Source organism: Prochlorococcus marinus CUG1433, from assembly GCA_017644425.1.
Lineage (GTDB): Bacteria > Cyanobacteriota > Cyanobacteriia > PCC-6307 > Cyanobiaceae > Prochlorococcus_A > Prochlorococcus_A marinus_U.
In genome coordinates, this window is the sequence record JAEPLN010000001.1 from 652701 (window position 1) to 672390 (window position 19690).

Consider the following 19690-nt stretch of genomic DNA (forward strand, 5'->3'; position numbering starts at 1 on the left):
AAAAATTGATTTAAGTTGATTGTTTTGCAGTATCTTTAGGTTTCTTTATGATTACAAAAAGCAAATGGGAAGCCAAAATAACTGACCAGAATATTGCAATGTTATTAAAAAAAGCAATTTCATATTTAATTTCTTTTAAAAGCCAAGTACCACTCACAATCGCAGTAAATATCATGCAGTGAATAACAAAATTTACTATTCGAGAAAAATGTTTGTAGATGGGGTCTTCTAAATCACCATTTCCGTACCACTTAATAGGCATATCAATAATAAGATTGTTAATAATAAATATTTTACCCGAAATCTAGTTGACTAAGAGGACCTGAAACAGAGATATTACATAATTATGCGCCTGTAGCTCAGTGGATTAGAGCACCTGACTACGGATCAGGGTGTCGGGAGTTCGAATCTCTCCAGGCGCGTTTAAAGTTATGAAATATTCTTTTTATATTTTTCTAAAAATATCGTCTATATTGAAGGCATTACACATTAATTATAATGAATATTCATCAAAGTCTTAAAGAAAGCGACCCTGTAATATCTAACTTTATAGACTCTGAAAAAAATAGACAGGAAACTCATCTTGAGCTGATAGCAAGTGAGAATTTTGCATCAATTGCCGTTATGCAGGCTCAAGGATCAGTCCTTACAAATAAATATGCTGAGGGATTACCTCAAAAAAGATATTATGGGGGATGTGAATTTGTTGATGAAATCGAAGAATTAGCTATTCAAAGGGCTAAAAAATTATTTAATGCAAATTGGGCTAATGTTCAACCTCATAGTGGAGCACAGGCAAATGCAGCAGTTTTCCTAAGTCTACTTAAACCTGGCGATACAATTTTGGGGATGGATTTATCTCATGGTGGACACCTAACGCATGGGTCTCCAGTAAATATGAGTGGCAAGTGGTTCAATGCAGTTCACTATGGAGTAAATAAAGAAACTAGTGAATTAAATTTTGATGAAATAAGAGAGATAGCATTAAAAATAAAACCAAAATTAATCATTTGCGGATACTCCGCTTATCCAAGAACAATAGATTTTGAATCATTTAGAAACATTGCAGATGAAGTTGGTGCATACTTAATGGCTGATATTGCTCATATCGCAGGGCTTGTTGCAAGTAAACTTCACCCAAATCCTATACCTTACTGCGATGTAGTAACTACGACTACGCATAAAACATTAAGGGGACCTAGAGGGGGTCTCATCTTATGTAAAGATGCCGAATTTGGGAAGAAACTTGATAAATCTGTTTTTCCTGGAACTCAAGGGGGGCCTCTAGAACATATTATTGCCGCTAAAGCAGTTGCATTTGGAGAAGCTTTACAGCCAGATTTCGTTAATTATTCCCAACAAGTAATAAAAAATGCCAAAGTTCTAGCTTCAACTTTAATCAATAAAGGTATTGATATCGTTAGTGGAGGCACTGATAATCATATTGTTTTACTAGATTTAAGAAGTATCAATATGACTGGTAAAATTGCTGACTTGCTCGTAAGCGAAGTGAATATCACGGCAAATAAGAATACTGTTCCATTTGACCCTGAATCACCTTTTGTTACCAGCGGGCTAAGGTTGGGTACTGCTGCCTTAACAACTAGAGGATTTAATGAAAGTGCTTTTGCTGAAGTTGGCGAAATTATTGCTGATAGATTACTTAATCCAAACGATTCACTGATTGAAAGTCAATGTAAAGAAAGAGTATTAACCTTATGTAATCGTTTTCCTCTTTATGAAGGCAAACTCCAAGCATCAATTAAATGAATTCCAATTCTAAGGGAGTTGAAATTCTTTCTATTGGAACAGAGCTACTTTTAGGAAATATTGTAAATACAAATGCTCAATGGATTTCTGAACAGTTATCTCAACTAGGCTTAAACCACTTTAGGCAATCAACTGTGGGTGATAATTGTGATCGAATTATAAAAGTTATTCAAGAAATATCAAAAAGAAGTAATCTTCTAATTACAACCGGTGGCTTGGGACCCACCCCAGATGACTTAACTACTGAAGCAATAGCCAAATCTTTTAATGTATCTCTTTTTGAAAGACCGCACTTATGGAATGAAATTAAACAAAAACTTTCAAACTCAAAGCTCAAAGACGATTCCTCTAGCTTGAAGAAACAATGTTTCTTTCCAAAAAATGCTCAAATTATTAATAACCCTAGGGGCACCGCCCCAGGAATGATATGGGAACCAAAAAAAGGATTTACCATTCTTACTTTCCCTGGAGTACCAAGTGAAATGAAAACTATGTGGGAAAAAACTGCATTTGAATTTATTAAAAATAAATTCTCAGATAATTATTCTTTCTTTTCAACTACGCTTAAATTCTCAGGTATTGGAGAATCTAGCATTACTGAGAAAATTGACGATCTTTTAAATCTTAAGAATCCAACTGTAGCTCCTTATGCAAATTTAGGGGAGGTTAAACTCAGAATCACAGCTAGAGCAAAGAATGATCTAGAAGCTGAAAATATAATAAAACCTGTAAAAGAAAAATTAAAAAAAAATTTTTCTAAATTTCTTTTTGGTGAAGATCAGGATACTCTCCCTAGCGTTTTAATAAAAGCATTAGCCAAAAGAAAAGAAACTATTGTTTTTGCTGAATCCTGTACCGGAGGCCTTCTTTCATCATCACTAACATCAATATCAGGCTCATCTGAAGTTTTTAAAGGCAGTATAATTTCTTACAGTAATGAGCTAAAAAATTCATTATTAAATATTTCGGAAGACATGCTTAATAAATATGGGGCTGTTTCTGAAGAAGTTTGTCAGGCTATGGCAATTAATGTAAAAGAGAAATTAGGAGCAGATTGGGCAATAGCAATCAGTGGGATAGCAGGTCCTAGCGGAGGCAGTCAAGAAAAACCTGTTGGACTTGTCTATATTTCTATTTCAGGACCAGATAATCATATTAGTAATATGAAAAAAATATTTAACTCAACTCGCAATAGATTTGAAATTCAAACACTAAGTGTAAATGTGTGTTTGAACAGCTTACGATTAATCCTATTATCGAATAGTAAGTAATTTTTTTTACAAATTGAGTCAAGATACCTTATTTGACAAAGTTTGGAATTTGCACAAAGTTTCAAGTCTTCCTGGTGGCTCAGATCAAATTTTTATTGGTCTTCACCTCATCCATGAAGTGACAAGTCCTCAAGCATTTGGTGCTTTAAAAGACAAAAACTTAAAAGTAAAATTCCCTAATAGAACTGTTGCCACAGTTGATCATATTGTGCCCACAGATAATCAGAGTAGGCCTTTCAAAGATAATCTTGCGGAACAAATGATTAGCACATTAGAGAAGAATTGCTCAGAACATAAAATAAGATTCTTTAATATTGGTAGTGGCAATCAAGGAATAGTTCATGTAGTAGCTCCAGAGTTGGGGCTAACACAGCCAGGAATGACAATCGTTTGTGGAGATTCACATACTTCAACACATGGAGCTTTTGGATCAATTGCTTTTGGGATAGGTACAAGCCAAGTAAGAGATGTTCTTGCAACCCAAACCATAGCCATGAACAAATTAAAAGTAAGGCAAATATGGTGTGAAAATCAATTATCAAATGGGGTTTATGCTAAGGATTTAGTTCTTCATATTATTAATAAACTTGGCGTTAAGGCTGGGGTGGGTTTTGCATATGAGTTCGCAGGGCCTGCGATCAATGCATTATCAATGGAAGAAAGAATGACTATATGCAATATGTCTATTGAAGGAGGTGCAAGATGCGGCTACATTAACCCTGATGAAAAGACCTTTAGTTACATTAAAAATAAGTTATGTGCTCCAAAAGATGAACATTGGGATAAAGCTCTCAGTTGGTGGAAATCATTAAAAAGTGATGAGAATTCGATTTACGATGATGTAATTAAATTAGATGCTTCTAAAGTAGAACCTACCGTAACCTGGGGGATTACTCCTGGTCAAAGTATAAGTATTAATCAACAAATCCCTCTTTTAGATGAATTGTCCCCAAATGACAAATTCGTTGCTCAAGAGGCTTACGAATATATGAGTTTCAAGCCAGGACAATCAATAAAAGGTACTCCTGTAGAAGTTTGTTTCATTGGCAGTTGCACAAATGGGAGAATAAGTGATTTAAGAGTCGCAGCAAAAGTATTAAAAGACAAAAAAGTATCTGAGAATGTAAAAGCATTTGTAGTACCCGGTTCAGAAAAAGTAGCCAACGAAGCAAAAAAAGAAGGACTTGACAAGATATTCAAATCTTCTGGATTTCAATGGAGAGAGCCAGGATGTTCAATGTGTTTAGCAATGAATTCAGATAAGCTTGTAGGTAATCAAGTTAGTGCCAGTTCTAGTAATAGAAATTTCAAAGGTAGACAAGGATCTCCAAGCGGCAGAACGCTTCTAATGAGTCCAGCAATGGTAGCTGCTGCTGCTATTAATGGCAAAGTCAGTGATGTTCGAGAATTTATTAACTAATGAAATCTGAATTTAATCATCCAATTGGAAAAATTGCAAACATAAAGGGGAAATGCATCTCATTGGTTGGTAATGATATTGATACAGATCGAATAATACCTGCGCGTTTTTTAAAGTGTATCAATTTCGATTCTTTGGGAGAATCTGTGTTTGAAGACGATAGAGAAAATTTAAAGGGAAAACATCCTTTTGATTTAAAAGCAAATATGAATGCCTCAATATTGATAGTTAATAGCAATTTTGGGTGTGGTTCCAGCAGAGAACATGCTCCCCAAGCACTCATGAGATGGGGTATTAGAGCAATAATAGGTGAGAGTTTTGCTGAGATTTTTTACGGCAATTGTATTGCAATTGGAATTCCATGTTTAACGCTTCCCAAGAAATCAATACAAGATATTCAAAAATATAGCGATAATAAAAGTTTGAACTTAGAAATTGATTTAAAAACTTCCATAGCAAAATCAAAAAATTTAATTTTTAACCTTGAGATTAAAGAGAGCTCAAGAAAAATGTTTTTAAGTGGAGAATGGGATGCAACTACAACGCTTCTTAAAAATGAAAACCTTATTGAAAATAAATTCAATGATTTACCCTATTTAAGATTTAATATTGATTTCTTATAGCTACTGAAATCCAAAGAGTTTAAATGAAATTCCTCCTGCTTGGTTATGAGGTTGATAGAAAATTCCAAATTCATAGGATCTTTTTTTCCAATTTACTGAGATTTTAGAATCAATAAATTCACCGTAACTATCTGAATCATTTGTTAGATTTAGAGTACCTGCACTATTAATAACTACTGGTCCAAATAATTGCTGATCAAAAGAAATATTTAAAGTGAACTTATCATTATTTTGGTCGAATTTAAAAACACTTTCTCCACTATTAAATCTATAAAAAGGGAAAAGGCTTATGCGAGTATAATCAAATATATTTTTTTTTAAATCACCTAATACTAATTCCGGGCCTAAGCCTAAACCTAAATATTTTTGATGATCTCCATTTTCATAGAAAGAATATGATGCTTCTAATCTTGTATTGAGACTTAATCCTTTAATAATTGGTTCAGGTACGTACTTATATGAAATATCAATAGATTTATCTCCAGGATCTTTAATAATAAGAGGAAATTTCTGATCTAGAGCATAGAAAAAGTTACCTTTTTGTTTAGTTACCAGATATTTTGTATTTAAAGCCTCTGCTGTTATGTTAGCCAAACCCATAGACAAAATTTCTGTCTTTTTAATTCCATCGACAACCCAAGTATTTTCTTTTTGTAATTTTGAACCATAACCTGAATAAATTTCCACTTCTCCTAAAGAACCGTTCCAAAATCTCTCTCTATAAATGCCATAAAAGCTTTTGTCCCATTTTGAACCTAAAAAATTAATTTCTTTACTTAATTTAGTTTTTAATCTAAAAGCATCTGAAAACTTATCAAAATCAAGAGAATTTAAATTTTTATCTACTTCTAAATCCCAATTATTAATTTTTCCTTTAATCTTAGATTTGAGAGCAATAAAATCTTCAAAACTTACATTTCTCTTGACCTTTTCAGAAGTAATTGAATCATCATTCTCTACAAAACTGTTTGTATAATTTTTTAATGAACGTTGAATTAGAAACTGTGGCTCTAAATCAAGAACAAAATCATCAGATATATCAATTGAATTAAATTTCCTGCCAATGAAATAGCCGTCTTTATCTAAATTGTCATATCCTATATCCCATCTGTTTTTAAATTTAATAGATCCTTCATCCTTAGTTAAAGTTCTCTCTCCAAGCCAAAATGGAATTGATACTGTTTCATCAAATATTAAGTAATTTAAAGATGACTTAAATCTTAATTTCTTCTCTTCAGAAATAACTTCTAATGAATTAATTACCAATTTAACTTGTTTCAATTCAAGTAAATCATTACTAAAAACAGCCTTCTTACTTCTCCATCTTTCCCCATCTATAGTCATTTCGTCAGTGAAAAACAACCAATTTTCAACCTTTCCAGGGCTATATGATACTTCCTTTTTTTTTAATTCAATTAAACTTTTAATTTTACTAGAATCTGATAGTTTGAATTTTGAAGATAAGTCATCCAGCAAGGCACTGGTATTTACAAATCCCTTAACATCTAATAAATAGCCCTTTTCATCAATAAAACTATACTCAAACTTCGAAGCTTTAAAGATTTGGTTCTCTGTTATCAAAGCAATATTCCCATTAGCACTTATTTTTTTAGTTGACTTATCATAAATTAATTTATCGGCTTTAAGAATTTTTTCTCTATATTCAACTAGAACATTGCCTTCTGCAGTAATAACATTATTTAATTCAGATTGTCTATCAGACTTGATTACTAACTCTTGATTTTTACCACTATTAACAGCTAAAGATATTTCTGAATATTTGCTTAAAAGTTCTTCATCATAAGAAAATTTTTCAAAATTATGAATACCTTTAATATTCCTTTCAGATGAAATTATTTTATTTGATTTTTGTTTCCAAAATAATTTGAAAGCTTCATTATTAGTTTTATTATTAATTTTCTGAAGTTCAGCAGATTTTGATGGCTGTATAAAATTAATAAACAAAAAAGAAGTTAATATTACCTTTTTTGAAATTCCTTTGATCAATTTAACTAAGTGTAATTAATAGCTTAATCTTGTGGACTTTCTAAGTCTTTTCTATTCGGAGTTCTTGTGGGATCACTTGCTAAAAATCCGAAAAGAAAAATTCCTACGAAGAAAAAAACGATTGTGTAAACAGAAATTTTTAGTGCAAGCATGGAAGTGAAGTTACTGACAGAATTATATCCTATTAAAATATTATATAAATTATGGTAAAAGGTTTACTTTTTGTATTTTTGGTAAATTTTGAAATACTTTATTAAGTTAATTGTTCAATAAAGTAAATTAATCGTCATGATCATCCCAGGGATCTGTAAGCTTAGCTGCTTTAGGTCCAAATGCAGTCCATAGACCAAAGCCGGTTAAAGCTAATAATAATGCCAATATTGATACTGCTATGGAAACTGCAGGATCTGGAGCTGATGATAAAGTTTGCATCAATTTTGCTAAGTTTGTAAACAATTTATGTATTAGTTCTTATACAATAACGAAATAATATTCGATTTAGTGAATTCTCATGGGTCAAAAAACTGCTTTAGGAAATCTTTTAAAGGCAATTGGTAATTCTGGTCAAGGTAAAGTTGTCCCTGGTTGGGGTGCGGTACCAGTTATGACTATCATTGGATTACTTTTATTAGTTTTCCTAGTTATTCTTCTGCAAATTTATAATCAATCTTTGCTTCTTCAAGGCTTTTCAGTTGATTGGAATGGTAACTAAACTAAAGGTTACTAGGAAATTTACTTAATAATCCAAATCTTTTTGTATTTTTTAAGTTAATAAATTAAGAAATATATAATGAATTTTCAATTTTTTAATTTTCTTACCTAAAAAATCATTAGTGTATGCTTGATTTCAAATTATAATTTCATTAGCAATAAACTTACTCTAGTATATGGATGAAATATATATAGTTGGTTTGGGTAACCCTGGTAAAGAATATAAGAAAAATAGGCATAATATAGGTTTTTTAGTACTTGAACAATTTTCAAAAAAATATAATTCGAAATTTATTTTGAAAAATAAATTAAAAAGCCGATATTCAGAACTTAAAATTAACAATTTAACTTACAGATTATTTTTGCCAAACACTTTTATGAATAAAAGTGGTGAGGCTGTAAAAGCAATAGTTGATTGGTATAAATTAGATTTAAATCAATTATTTATTATCGTTGATGATATGGATATTCCCATTGGGAAAATAAGATTTAGAAAAAAAGGAAGTTCTGGTGGACATAATGGTCTTAAAAATATAATTGAGAACTTAAAAACTCAAAATTTCAATAGGATTAGAGTGGGTATCGGCTCACCTAAAACAATTAAAAATTCTACTAGCGCCAATGTTATTTCTCATGTACTAGGAAATATATCTGCAGAAGAAAAATTAATATTAGATAAAGTTTGCTTAAAAATAAATGAATCGCTAGAACATTTAAATTCAAAAAAAGAAGATTATATTATTACTGAGTTAAATTCTTTCAATCAGGTACAAATTTAATTGATGAGGTCTAGGCCAGAGACAACCGTATATCTAAATATACAAGAGTATTGTTTTGCCAAACGGGAAGTCAAAGGGACAGTAAAAGCTAGTCAGTTTAAATGGCAATTCACATGGTCATTTGGGAACGGAATACTCGTTGTAAACCCTCCCTTGGGGAGAGCATTAATTGAAGATTCATTATTAAGATTTCTTTTAAAAAAAGATTATCAGCTAGAAGCAGGAAGCGAATATAAATTCATGATTTCAGCCAAGTTTTAATGTCTATATCTTTATCCAAAGTAAATTTATCATTACAATAATCTTCCAAAATTATTAAGGCTGAAATTGCATCTAGATTTTTATTCATAATAAAAAACTCTTTTGGGATTAGAATTTTTAATCCCTTTATTGGAAAAAGTTCGAAAAACCTTTTTTTAGCTCTATAAGTTGTATTTCTCTCTTCAAAAACAATTAGATCTTTCTTGATAAATTCAAGTTTTTCTATATTTTCTTTACTAGTTGTCCCATTACCCATTATTACTTTTGATATTTTTTCAACACTTTTAAGATTTTTTACGTATTTAGCCAAAAATTTGGTGTTAATAACTATTGCTTGATCAACTTTTTTTTTATCCATATCAACCAATACCAAACCACATTTACACTTACCAGGGTCAATAGATATGATTTTAAACATCTTAGGATTAAAATTCAGATATACTCAATTCAATAATAATTGGGTCAGCAGTTTTACTATCTTTTAAAGATACCACTTCCAATTTATATTTAATTCCTTGATTTATATTTAACGAATCTTTTATTTGTTTAATAAAGTTACCCCTTGTAGTAATTTCGTTAACTATTGACCCTCTTGACTTAATTTTATCCCTTGTTTTTGTCAACAAAGTTTTAATTATTAAATTGATATTTTTATAATTAAGTTCATTTTTTTCAAAAATTTCGCTCGTAATAACTTCACCTTTTCTTACGATCATTTTATTTTGCAGTAATTCAGGATACACGAAAACAAAATTATCTCCTTTCAAAATATTTGTTGCTGATTTAATCAATATGATCCAATTTCCATCTTTAGCAGTGACCTTCTCAATTTTAGAAATATCGCTAGGTCGCCACAAAAGTATATTCTTTGTTTCTTTTTTACTAGGAATTACAATTTTTTGAACATATCTATCAGCACTATTATAAATCTTTCCTAGGTCTGATTTTATATTTGGATTAGAAGTAACTTTTGCAATAAATAAAGTTTGGCCTCTTTTAATAACTACGTTGCCTCTTCTGAATTCTTTAATGTCACTTTTTAGTTTATTTAATTCCCTTTCTTTATCATTAATTTTATCTTCTAGCATCTTCCTTTCTTCCTGCAAAGGAACAAGCGCCTTTTTACTTTCTTCTACAGTTTTTTGCAAAAAAGGAATATCAACAAATAGTCTTTGTCTAAATTCCTCACTAACTAAAATTAATAATCCTATAGATGTTGCACTAATAAAACCTCCAGTAATTATGGTTGCAATTGTGGCTGTTTTTTTTGGTCTTAGTCTTAAGATACTAAATCTTGCTTTTCCAATCTTTGTTCCAAGCAGATCTCCAAATGGTGCAATTAATCCTCCGAGTATTATTAAAAAAACAATTAAAATCGAGGCCACTCTTCTTCACAAACTCAACACATCATAGTCAATGATGAATCAATTGAATCTTTTTGCAAGCGCTATTGGGTCAAATACTGTAATCTTTTTTCTTTCAATTGTAAGCAGACCGGAATCCTTTAAATCTCCTAATAATCTTGTAATCGTTACTCTTGTTGAACCAATAGCCTCAGCAATAGCTTGGTGTGAAAGTCGTAAATCTATAGTAATACCTTTTTCGCTTGCAACTCCGAAGTCTCTGCAAAGAACCATTAAAAAGCTTACTAGACGTGAAGACATATCTCTATGAGTGAGTGTTTCTATCATTGTTTCTGTTTGAAGAATCCTACTTGAAAGACCTTGCAACAATAATAGCCCTACTGACGCATCCTCCTCTATTGCTCTTAAAACAGAATTTGCGGGTGCTGTTATCATTTCAACTCTTGTGAAAGCTATGGCATGATAAAAACGATCAGATCTATGGCCTGTCAAAAGAGATAAAACGCCAAAAAGACTATTCTCCCTCAAAAGAGCAACAGTTATCTCTTCCCCTGACTCATAAACTCTTGACAACCTTACCGCTCCTCTTCTAATCAGATAAACTCTTTCAGCAGGATCCCCTGGGAAAAAAATTGTTTTAGATCTCTCGACCATTTCTGTGCTTGCACCCTCTAGACCTTTAATTACTTCCATTAAAGTTCTATTAATTGGAAAACGTTCGCCAACAGAATTGATTTTATTTTGTCCAGGCTGCTGAGAACTGAATCGGCTGAATCCTCGAGAAGAAGGTAACATAAATATCTTTACTCATTGAAATTTAAGAAGACACCATAAAATATCTTGTATCAACAGTAACAGTTTTTAATTCTTATTCATTTCTCTATAAACTTCTCTCATCTATCTTCGAGTTTGCCAACATTTTTTTAAGTAAAATTACACTACATGCAGCGTTAATAAATCATAATTATACTGTATATAGAAAGGAATCTAAAATAATGGTAATTAGCTCACCTAATAGTTTTCCCAGAACTAATCTTGATGTTGTAGAAATAAATACTGCCAAAAAAAATAACTTAAAAAAAGTTTCACATAACGGTCAGATCCAGATTTATCAATCCTCTTATAGAGGAAGTTATTCCTCTGTCATTAGAGACTCACTAAGAAATGCTGCTCTTGGCAGGAAAGTACTTTTAGTGCAATTCATGAAAGGAGGAGTTCAACAAGGAATTGCTAATCCAGTAAAACTTTGTGGTAATTTGACTTGGATAAGATCATCACATTCCTTTGATCAATATAATTCTGAAGAAATTGAAAAAAATAAAGATTTGAAAAAATCTATTCACAAATCTACTTTTGAACTATGGAATTTTTGCAAAAAAGAATTACTATCTAGTGAAAATGATCAAATCATACTGGATGAAATTTTTCTCGCTATTGAAATGAAGATTATTGATAAAGATGATTTGATTTCAACACTTGAAAACCGATTTATTTCAGGAGATGTAATCCTAACTGGTACAGGTATTCCTAAAGATTTATTATTAATGGCTAACCAAATTACTGAACTTCGCTCATAAAACAATGCTCAAAAATGATCTCTGGATAAATCAACAAGCCTCTGAAGGTATGATAAATCCCTTCCAATCAAACTTAGTGCGCCATCTTAAGCCTGATAATAAACAAAACCCAGTTTTGAGTTATGGATGTTCCTCTTACGGATATGACTTAAGACTTTCATCAAAAGAATTTCTAATCTTTAGACATGTCCCTGGTACTGTAATGAATCCTAAAAGGTTTAATCCTGATAATTTAGAAAAAACTGTTCTTCATCACGATGATGATGGAGAATTTTTTATTCTTCCTGCTCATTCCTATGGGTTAGGTGTAGCTTTAGAAAAAATGAAAGTACCAGAAAATATAACTGTTATCTGCATAGGTAAAAGTACTTATGCACGGCTAGGAATAATTGTGAACACAACGCCTGCTGAAGCAGGATGGGAAGGTCATCTAACTTTAGAGTTTAGTAATAGTTCAGGTGCAGATTGCAGAATTTATGCTAACGAAGGTATCTGTCAACTACTTTTTTTTGAAGGAGATCCGTGTTCAACCACGTATGAAGATAGAAAAGGTAAATATCAAAATCAACCAGAGAAAGTAACTCTAGCAAAGATCTAAGATGAGTAAAGTTGAACTAATTTCGTTAACCCCTGATGCAGAAAAAACAATGGCTTATATTGCTAGAGTCAGTAATCCCAGCAATCAGAAAAATGAAGATTATTCGAAATTACTGAGTTATTGCATTAAAAATGAACATTGGAGTGTATTTGAACAGTCATTTATGACTTTACAAATAGAAACGAACAGAGGAATAGCAGCACAAATATTGAGACATAGATCATTTACTTTTCAGGAATTTTCACAGAGATATGCAGATAGTACTCAATTGGGAAATATCCCTCTACCAGAATTAAGGAGACAAGATTTTAAAAATAGGCAAAATTCTATCCCTGACCTTCCTGATGAATTAAAAAAACGATTTAATGGAAAAATTTCTTCACATTTTAAAGCTGCATCAGAATTATATGAAGAGTTACTTTCTGAAGGGATAGCTAAAGAATGTGCGAGATTTGTTTTACCATTAGCAACTCCAACGAGAATCTACATGTCTGGTTCATGTAGGTCATGGATACATTACATTAATCTTAGATCAGCTCACGGTACTCAAGAAGAACACAAGGCTATCGCCCAAAATTGCAAATCTATTTTCAAACAAAGTTTCCCGGTTGTATCAAAATCTCTAGATTGGTAGAAGTTATCCATGACTTCGAGGCGCTGTCCTGTAATTTTTATTTTCTTTTTTGATTGAAAACTCAGAATTAAGAATTTCTTCAGAAGACTCAGGCCCTCCCTCTAAATTAGCTAAAGATTCTCTTATTACTATTTCATCTTGTTTACCTATAAAAGTAGATTTTAAATTACCTTCTTTATCAAAAAGATTAACTTGAGGAATTCCATTGACGTTAAATTTTCGGATATAATTTTCCCATCTCTGATTATCAACATTTAAAAAAACAAAATTGATATCTTTTTCGTATTCTTCTTTTAAGTTAGATACTTTTGGAGCCATCTCTTTGCAAACTTCACACCACTCTGCATAAAATTCAAGGAAAGTAGGTTTATTGTTTTTAAAAGCTATTTCAGGTTCAACAGATAATTCTCCAAAACTCTTAAGAAGATAATTTGGTTGGAACAAGAGCTCTCTAAACAGAACCAAAGAAACAATTATAATAGCGATAAAAGAGACTACTATTGCTCTTAAATTCTCGTTTAAAAGTGGTTCTCCACTCTTTGATTGCATTATTAAAAACTTACTAACTAAGAATATCTTAAATAAGTTAAACAAATAAAGAGAATTTCAATCTATCATCTTTTAATCAACTGATAAGATAGGAATTAAATAATTATCAAAATATCTTTGAATCCTGAAATCTAATTATGCAATCAATTTTTGGAACTGACGGAATAAGAGGAAAATTTAATGAAGAGATAACTTATTCTCTAGCCTATAAAGTTGGATATGCTCTAGGTTCGAATTTAGAGAATAATAATCCAATATTAATTGGGAGAGATACAAGGATTAGTGGAGATATTCTGTTACAAGCAATAACGGAAGGTATTGATGCAAGTGGTAAAGAATTTATCAATCTCGGAATATGCCCTACCCCAGCTATCCCTTTTTTAATCAAAAAAGAGAAGCTGAGTAGTGGAATAATGATATCTGCTAGTCATAATCCCCCTGAATACAATGGTATAAAGATCTTTGATCATAATGGTCAAAAAATTACTAAAGTTTTTGAAAATAAAATTCAAAAATTAGTTGAAGAGTCAAGTAAAAATATATCAGTTATCACAAAAGAGATTCCTTTAAAAAAAAATAAGGAGCTTTTGAATGAATACATGAAAAGCCTAATCCAAACAATGGATGGAGAGGATTTGAGTGGCATGAAAATATTATTAGACACATGCTATGGATCAGCTACAACCTGCGCAAAAAAAATTTTTCAGAATCTCGGTGCAGATGTAAGAGTTATTAATAACTCCAAAAATGGTTTAAAAATTAATATGAATTGTGGTTCTACTAACCTCGAACCATTAAAAAAAGCAATGACAGAGATTCCTGCCGATATAGGATTTAGCTTTGATGGGGATGCCGATAGAGTAATTGGATTAGATTCTCATGGCAATGTATTGGATGGAGATCATATTCTATTTCTTTGGGGTAGAGAACTTATGAAACAAAAAATTCTCCCAAATAATTTACTCATATCAACTCAAATGGCAAATTTAGGTTTTGAAAAAGCTTGGAACAAAACTGGCGGTATTTTATATAGAACTGATGTAGGAGATAAATACGTTCATGACGCAATAAAGAAAAAAAGAGCCGTTCTAGGAGGCGAGCAGTCAGGTCATATCCTTTCAAAAATTAATAACTTTTCTGGAGATGGGATATTAACTGCACTTCAAATTTCTAAGTACTGTAAAAAGAAAAATGTCACTTTAAATGAATGGCTTAAAAGTAGTTTCGACCCTTATCCTCAGAAATTGACCAATATTAATATTGATTTCAATATTAATAAAATAAATCCAAGAACCAAAATTTTAATTGATCAAACAATAGAAAATTTTCAAGATATTTATTCAGATAACTGTAGAGTTTATATACGACCTAGTGGAACAGAACCCCTAATAAGAGTTCTTGTTGAGGCTAAAGATCAGAAGAAAGTTGATTGTTTATCAAGAGAAATAACAAACAAACTCTTTTTAAAAATAAAAAAAATAATTAATTAATTAATTATGAATCATATTTTTTTATAAATCCTCTCAAAAATATCAAGTTGGTTAACAATCACATACTTTTCTCTATTAGTTTTAACTTTATTTGGATTAAAACTTTCGGAATAATTAAAATCTTTTTTAGCTATTGTCTTAAAATTTAAACTACTTAATATGATGCAATTCATATAATCAAATAAATCCTTTACATCAGTTTTTATAAAAATTAGGGATCCTTTTTGCAATGAACTTGAGAGAATATTTATAAACTCTGGCTGAATTACACGCCTTTTATGATGTCTATTTTTAAACCATGGATCCGGAAAATTAAAAGAAATACTTCTCGCATTTTTGAGAATAAATTTACTTTGGTCATTATTCAAAATTTTATTAGCATTGCCAAATGCAAAATATAAATTTTTAATCTCTCTTTCTTGAACTTTTAATTTGGCAGTCTTAACTAATCTTTCACGGATTTCAATTCCCATATAATTCCAGGTTGAATTAACTTTAGCTAAATCAAATAGAAAATCACCAGCAGCACAACCTATATCCAAATGAAGATTCAAATTAGAATCACCAAACATCTCAGCCAAAGATGGTATTCTTTCAATTTCATCAAAATTTCTACTAAGTGGATTTACATGCTGTCTCATACAATTATGAATTTATTTACGGCAATAATGCAAAGTTGCATAATATTCATAACTATGACAATAGTAAGATAAAAAGTTACAGTTTGATGTTTAATGATTATGTATGTAAAAAGAAAAAGTTTTGGACGTTTTTAATCAACTTTCGATTTGGCTATCTTTTCAACTTTCAATAGTTTTCCTTGTTGGCATTCCTATCACATTATCCTTTTGGTCAATTAAAAAAAGAAATAAAGCAGTTGTTAAACTTTTATCAATATATTGGAAAATATCTCTTTTATTTTTTATAAGCCTTTTACTTTTAATAGGTAAATACAATTATGCATTAACCGTAACAAATATTTCAATAATATTAGTGACAATATCAGTCTGGTTTTGGAACGATATTAATGATGAATTTAAAGAATATGATTTTTCTTGCTCCCTAATCACAACTACAAAAGTATGGAGGTGGTCCTTAACATTTGTATCTCTCAATTTCTTAATTCAAAGTTTACAAAACATTAGCTGCTTTTCTTTTATTAATTCGACTGCATGTGGAATATGGATTCAACCTTCTTCAAATTTCTATATTATTCTCAAAAATTTATTTAATTTTTTCTTCGGAGCTAACTTTACTCAGCCAATAGCAAAATATTTAGGATTATTCTCATTATTAATTTATACTTTAGGTTTGATTCAATGGTCAATAATTAAATTCCCTAAAAATGGAAGAAACTCATGCTTCTCAGAAAATGGCAGAAATTGATTTATTAAATAATCTTGAAAAAATAAGTTCATTAATACCTAATAGAATCCTCAAACTAGAGGGTTTCATTTATAGTAATAAGGATAAAGAACATTTAGAAATAATTATTTTTAAAGGTTTCAGTAGCTCGACTACCCATCCAATTGAAATAGATTTAGAAAAAAAAGTTATAGGATTTAATTATGTACTTACAAACTTTAAACTTTATAAGTCACCACTTACAGAAACCAAAGAAGACTTTATAAGAGAAAATCAAAATCCAGTTTATTTTTTGAATCACAAAAATTGGATTTAATTAAATTCAAGATTAATGATGTTTGAACATCTTTTGCATAATTTTGTATTTTGGATTCCACTAAAAGTTTCTTTTTCATAATGCCAACATCTATCACATTTTTGACCATAAGCTTTTGATATTTGAATTTTACCCAATTGATTATTATCTATAATTAAAGAATTCTCGACCAAATTAGTGACCACTTGAAATTTTGAAACTATAAGCCAATCCCTAAATAAATCTACGTCTTCATTGCCAAATTTATCTAGCCAACTCAGAGAATCTTTTACAACTTTATCTTCAGGTAAATAATTCACTTCTGTTTCTAAAGCTGCTCCAATTATTTGTTTGTTTCTACATCCTTCTATTGCTTTGTTAATTTCAACTCTCAAGTTTCTTAAATTTGCAATGTGCTCATTAAGAATTTCATTTTTCCATGACTTCGAATAGATTGGCCACCCCCTTTGAAAAACAGATTTTTCCTTAGTTTTATATGGAATATTTTGCCAAATATCTTCTGCCATATGACAAAGTACTGGGGAAATAAGTACAGCTAAATTTTCTGCAACTTTAGACATGACAAACTGACATGATCTTCTCCTAAATTGTGATTTAGAACTTACATATAACCTATCTTTTGCAATATCCAAATAGAAATTTGATAAATCTACAACGCAAAAACTTTGTAAGATTTGAAAAAATTTTGAAAATTCATAATTTTCATAAGCATTTGATATTTGATCTGTAACCTCTACCAATCTGCCTAACATCCATTGATCTAAGAGCGGCAATTGATCAATTTCAAAACTTTCAATATTTGGGTCATAATCATGGATATTCCCTATAAGATATCTAGCAGTATTACGAACTTTTCTATATACGTCTGATAGTTGCTTAAGTATAGTTGAACCAATTGGAACATCTACTGAATAGTCTACAGAACTTACCCAAAGCCTAAGAACATCAGCACCATAAGCAGGTTCAGTTTTTTTATTATTACCACCATTAATAATAATATTTGGATCAACGACGTTTCCTAAAGATTTGCTCATTTTTCTTCCATTTTCATCAAGTGCAAAGCCATGAGTTAAAACTTTCTTATAAGGAGGTTTATTATTGACTGCAACTGAGGTCAGCAAAGAAGACTGGAACCAACCTCGATGTTGATCTGAGCCCTCCAAATAAAGATCTGCTGGATATTTTAATTCACTTCTTTGTTCACATACTGCAGCCCAACTAGATCCAGAATCAAACCAAACATCCATTGTATCTGTTCCTTTTTTCCATCGATCAGATTCACTTAAATATTTTTCTGGCAATAGATTCTCTACATCCCAATCCCACCAAATATCTGCTCCATGTTCACTAAAGAGTTTTTGAATGTGATTAATTATCTCGCTGTTTAATAGGATTTCATTACCATTTTTTTCATAAAAAACAGGAATTGGAACTCCCCACGATCTTTGTCTAGAAATACACCAATCCCCTCGACCAACCACCATAGAATGAATTCTTTTTTTCCCAGTCGCTGGCATCCATTCAACTTCTTCAATTGCCTTTAATGCGGATGATCTAAAGCCATTTACTGACGCAAACCATTGTTCTGTTGCTCTAAAAATAGTTGGTTTTTTGGTTCTCCAATCATAAGGATATCTATGCTTATAATTTTCTTGTAGTAGTAGCAAATTATTTTCCTTTAAATGATCAATAATTAATTCATTTGCGTCTTTAAGGACATTCGAACCTTTGAATTGACCTGAATATTCATTAAGGTTGCCTCTTTCATCAACCACACAAGTTGTAGGAAGATCATATTTTTTTCCAACATTAAAATCATCTATCCCATGACCTGGTGCAGTGTGCACAATTCCTGTGCCGGATTCCGTAGTAATATAATCCCCTCCAATAACTATTCTGCAATTTTTATTCTTAGTGGGATGTCGATATTCAATATCTTCCAAGAAAGCTCCTTTAACCTCTAAAAGAGTCTTTAAATCTTTATTAAATTTATTACTAATTATAGAAGATAACTCTTTTGCTAAAAGGTATATTCTATTCTCTTCATCAAGAGCAAAAACATATTTTATGTTTGGATTTACTGCAACTGCTTCATTTGCAGGGATAGTCCAGGGTGTAGTGGTCCAAATAGTAATAAAAGAGTTTTTTAGAAATATATCCTTTTTCAAATTAGGATTTTCTTGGCAGAATTTAAATTGTATTTCTTCAGGTACTTTAGTGATTTTTAAAGAAACATAAATACTTTTTGAATAATGTTCATCAGGATATTCCAATTCTGCTTCTGCAAGTGCAGTCCTTGAACTTGGACTCCAATGGACAGGTTTAAGTCCTCGATATATGTATCCATTTAAAAACATTTTGCCAAATACTCCAATCTGAGCAGATTCATAACTTTTCTTAAGGGTTAAGTAAGGGTTATCCCAATCTCCCCATATACCCCATCTTTTAAAACCCTCCATTTGATTTTTTATTTGAACATATGCATAATCTGTTGCTTTTTTCCTTAGATTTAGAGTATCAAGATTCTTTCTTTCATCAGATTTTAAATTCTGAAGCACTTTTAATTCAATAGGAAGTCCATGACAATCCCAACCTGGGACATAATGGACCCGAAATCCTCTCAAGGTTTTGTACTTATTTATAATGTCTTTTAGGACTTTATTAAGAGCATGACCCATATGAAGTGCTCCGTTTGCATAAGGTGGGCCATCATGTAGTGTGAATTTTTCACCTGAGTTGTTTGAACCTAATTCGAAATCAATATTATTTTTAGCCCAAAATTCCTGTATCTCAGGTTCTCTTACAACTGAGTTAGCACGCATAGAAAAGTCAGTTTTGAGTAAATTTAAAGTTTCCTTATAAGAAAAGTCAGATTTTTGTTCTTTGCTATTTTGGGATTTCATTCTACGAAAAGGAAATATTGGTGATGAAAAGAATAATTTAAATAAATCTAAT

At 30.9% G+C, this 19690-nt stretch carries 23 protein-coding genes and 1 tRNA gene; 14 read left to right on the forward strand and 10 right to left on the reverse strand.

Annotation, left to right across the window (positions count from 1 at the left end; translation table 11 throughout):
• Positions 1-10 precede the first annotated feature (10 nt).
• Positions 11-262, reverse strand: coding sequence for a hypothetical protein (locus JJ842_03870; protein ID MBO6971047.1), 252 nt, complete (start codon positions 260-262; stop codon positions 11-13).
• Positions 263-348: 86 nt separating this feature from the next.
• Here JJ842_03870 and JJ842_03875 point away from each other — a divergent pair.
• The 5 genes from JJ842_03875 to leuD all read left to right on the forward strand — a co-directional run bounded on the left by JJ842_03875 (position 349) and on the right by leuD (position 5084).
• Positions 349-422, forward strand: a tRNA-Arg gene (locus JJ842_03875).
• Positions 423-498: 76 nt separating this feature from the next.
• Positions 499-1770, forward strand: a complete 1272-nt coding sequence (locus tag JJ842_03880) for a serine hydroxymethyltransferase (GenBank protein MBO6971048.1) — start codon at positions 499-501, stop codon at positions 1768-1770.
• Positions 1767-3041 (forward strand): competence/damage-inducible protein A, encoded by a 1275-nt coding sequence (locus tag JJ842_03885; GenBank protein MBO6971049.1) that lies wholly within the window; start codon positions 1767-1769, stop codon positions 3039-3041. Before JJ842_03880 ends, JJ842_03885 begins: the two co-directional genes overlap by 4 nt.
• A 13-nt stretch (positions 3042-3054) precedes the next feature.
• Positions 3055-4461 (forward strand): 3-isopropylmalate dehydratase large subunit, encoded by a 1407-nt coding sequence (gene leuC / locus JJ842_03890; protein ID MBO6971050.1) that lies wholly within the window; start codon positions 3055-3057, stop codon positions 4459-4461.
• A complete protein-coding gene (gene leuD / locus JJ842_03895) occupies positions 4461-5084 on the forward strand; it encodes a 3-isopropylmalate dehydratase small subunit (GenBank protein MBO6971051.1) in 624 nt (207 codons plus the stop codon). Before leuC ends, leuD begins: the two co-directional genes overlap by 1 nt.
• Here leuD and JJ842_03900 read toward each other — a convergent pair whose 3' ends face one another.
• From JJ842_03900 to psbN, 3 genes are all read right to left on the reverse strand, one after another.
• The gene (locus JJ842_03900) at positions 5085-7091 is read right to left on the reverse strand and encodes a DUF3769 domain-containing protein (protein ID MBO6971052.1); all 2007 of its coding nucleotides are present in this window, start codon (positions 7089-7091) and stop codon (positions 5085-5087) included.
• 23 nt (positions 7092-7114) lie between these two features.
• Positions 7115-7243 (reverse strand): photosystem II reaction center protein I, encoded by a 129-nt coding sequence (locus JJ842_03905; protein MBO6971053.1) that lies wholly within the window; start codon positions 7241-7243, stop codon positions 7115-7117.
• 127 nt (positions 7244-7370) lie between these two features.
• Positions 7371-7523, reverse strand: a complete 153-nt coding sequence (gene psbN / locus JJ842_03910; GenBank protein ID MBO6971054.1) for a photosystem II reaction center protein PsbN — start codon at positions 7521-7523, stop codon at positions 7371-7373.
• Between the two features lie 79 nt (positions 7524-7602).
• On the opposite strand from psbN, the gene psbH reads away from it, so the two are divergent.
• The 3 genes from psbH to JJ842_03925 all read left to right on the forward strand — a co-directional run bounded on the left by psbH (position 7603) and on the right by JJ842_03925 (position 8842).
• Complete coding sequence (gene psbH / locus JJ842_03915; GenBank protein MBO6971055.1) at positions 7603-7803, forward strand: photosystem II reaction center protein PsbH; 201 nt, start codon at positions 7603-7605, stop codon at positions 7801-7803.
• Positions 7804-7978: 175 nt separating this feature from the next.
• Positions 7979-8581 (forward strand): aminoacyl-tRNA hydrolase, encoded by a 603-nt coding sequence (locus JJ842_03920; protein MBO6971056.1) that lies wholly within the window; start codon positions 7979-7981, stop codon positions 8579-8581.
• 3 nt (positions 8582-8584) lie between these two features.
• Complete coding sequence (locus JJ842_03925) at positions 8585-8842, forward strand: DUF3146 family protein (protein ID MBO6971057.1); 258 nt, start codon at positions 8585-8587, stop codon at positions 8840-8842.
• Here the strand turns inward: JJ842_03925 and JJ842_03930 are convergent.
• From JJ842_03930 to ntcA, 3 genes are read right to left on the reverse strand one after another with little or no spacing between them, the layout of a single operon-like run.
• Entirely contained in the window at positions 8820-9260 is a 441-nt protein-coding gene (locus JJ842_03930; protein ID MBO6971058.1) for a hypothetical protein, read from the reverse strand. The two genes, JJ842_03925 and JJ842_03930, sit on opposite strands and share 23 nt — an antisense overlap.
• 7 nt (positions 9261-9267) lie before the next feature.
• A complete protein-coding gene (locus JJ842_03935; protein MBO6971059.1) occupies positions 9268-10227 on the reverse strand; it encodes a DUF3084 domain-containing protein in 960 nt (319 codons plus the stop codon).
• A 39-nt stretch (positions 10228-10266) separates the two neighbouring features.
• Positions 10267-11001 carry a global nitrogen regulator NtcA gene (gene ntcA, locus JJ842_03940; protein ID MBO6971060.1) on the reverse strand — a complete coding sequence of 245 codons (735 nt, stop codon included), beginning with the start codon at positions 10999-11001 and terminating at the stop codon, positions 10267-10269.
• Between the two features lie 200 nt (positions 11002-11201).
• Between ntcA and JJ842_03945 the strand changes: the two genes are divergently transcribed.
• From JJ842_03945 to JJ842_03955, 3 genes are read left to right on the forward strand one after another with little or no spacing between them, the layout of a single operon-like run.
• Positions 11202-11783 carry a cob(I)yrinic acid a,c-diamide adenosyltransferase gene (locus tag JJ842_03945; GenBank protein MBO6971061.1) on the forward strand — a complete coding sequence of 194 codons (582 nt, stop codon included), beginning with the start codon at positions 11202-11204 and terminating at the stop codon, positions 11781-11783.
• A gap of 4 nt (positions 11784-11787) precedes the next feature.
• Positions 11788-12381, forward strand: coding sequence for a dCTP deaminase (locus tag JJ842_03950; protein ID MBO6971062.1), 594 nt, complete (start codon positions 11788-11790; stop codon positions 12379-12381).
• A gap of 1 nt (position 12382) precedes the next feature.
• Positions 12383-13015, forward strand: a complete 633-nt coding sequence (locus JJ842_03955; GenBank protein ID MBO6971063.1) for an FAD-dependent thymidylate synthase — start codon at positions 12383-12385, stop codon at positions 13013-13015.
• A gap of 3 nt (positions 13016-13018) precedes the next feature.
• On the opposite strand, the gene JJ842_03960 is transcribed toward JJ842_03955, so the two are convergent.
• Positions 13019-13564: a thioredoxin fold domain-containing protein gene (locus tag JJ842_03960; protein MBO6971064.1), complete on the reverse strand. Its 546-nt coding sequence runs from the start codon at positions 13562-13564 to the stop codon at positions 13019-13021.
• A 137-nt stretch (positions 13565-13701) separates the two neighbouring features.
• Between JJ842_03960 and glmM the strand changes: the two genes are divergently transcribed.
• Positions 13702-15054 (forward strand): phosphoglucosamine mutase, encoded by a 1353-nt coding sequence (gene glmM / locus JJ842_03965; protein ID MBO6971065.1) that lies wholly within the window; start codon positions 13702-13704, stop codon positions 15052-15054.
• A gap of 11 nt (positions 15055-15065) precedes the next feature.
• Here glmM and trmB read toward each other — a convergent pair whose 3' ends face one another.
• A complete protein-coding gene (gene trmB, locus JJ842_03970; GenBank protein MBO6971066.1) occupies positions 15066-15695 on the reverse strand; it encodes a tRNA (guanosine(46)-N7)-methyltransferase TrmB in 630 nt (209 codons plus the stop codon).
• A 121-nt stretch (positions 15696-15816) separates the two neighbouring features.
• On the opposite strand from trmB, the gene JJ842_03975 reads away from it, so the two are divergent.
• Complete coding sequence (locus tag JJ842_03975; protein MBO6971067.1) at positions 15817-16440, forward strand: DUF3177 family protein; 624 nt, start codon at positions 15817-15819, stop codon at positions 16438-16440.
• A complete protein-coding gene (locus tag JJ842_03980; protein ID MBO6971068.1) occupies positions 16400-16735 on the forward strand; it encodes a hypothetical protein in 336 nt (111 codons plus the stop codon). The genes JJ842_03975 and JJ842_03980 overlap by 41 nt, the downstream gene beginning before the upstream one ends.
• Here the strand turns inward: JJ842_03980 and ileS are convergent.
• Entirely contained in the window at positions 16732-19638 is a 2907-nt protein-coding gene (gene ileS / locus JJ842_03985; protein MBO6971069.1) for an isoleucine--tRNA ligase, read from the reverse strand. The genes JJ842_03980 and ileS overlap by 4 nt on opposite strands.
• Positions 19639-19690: the final 52 nt, after the last annotated feature.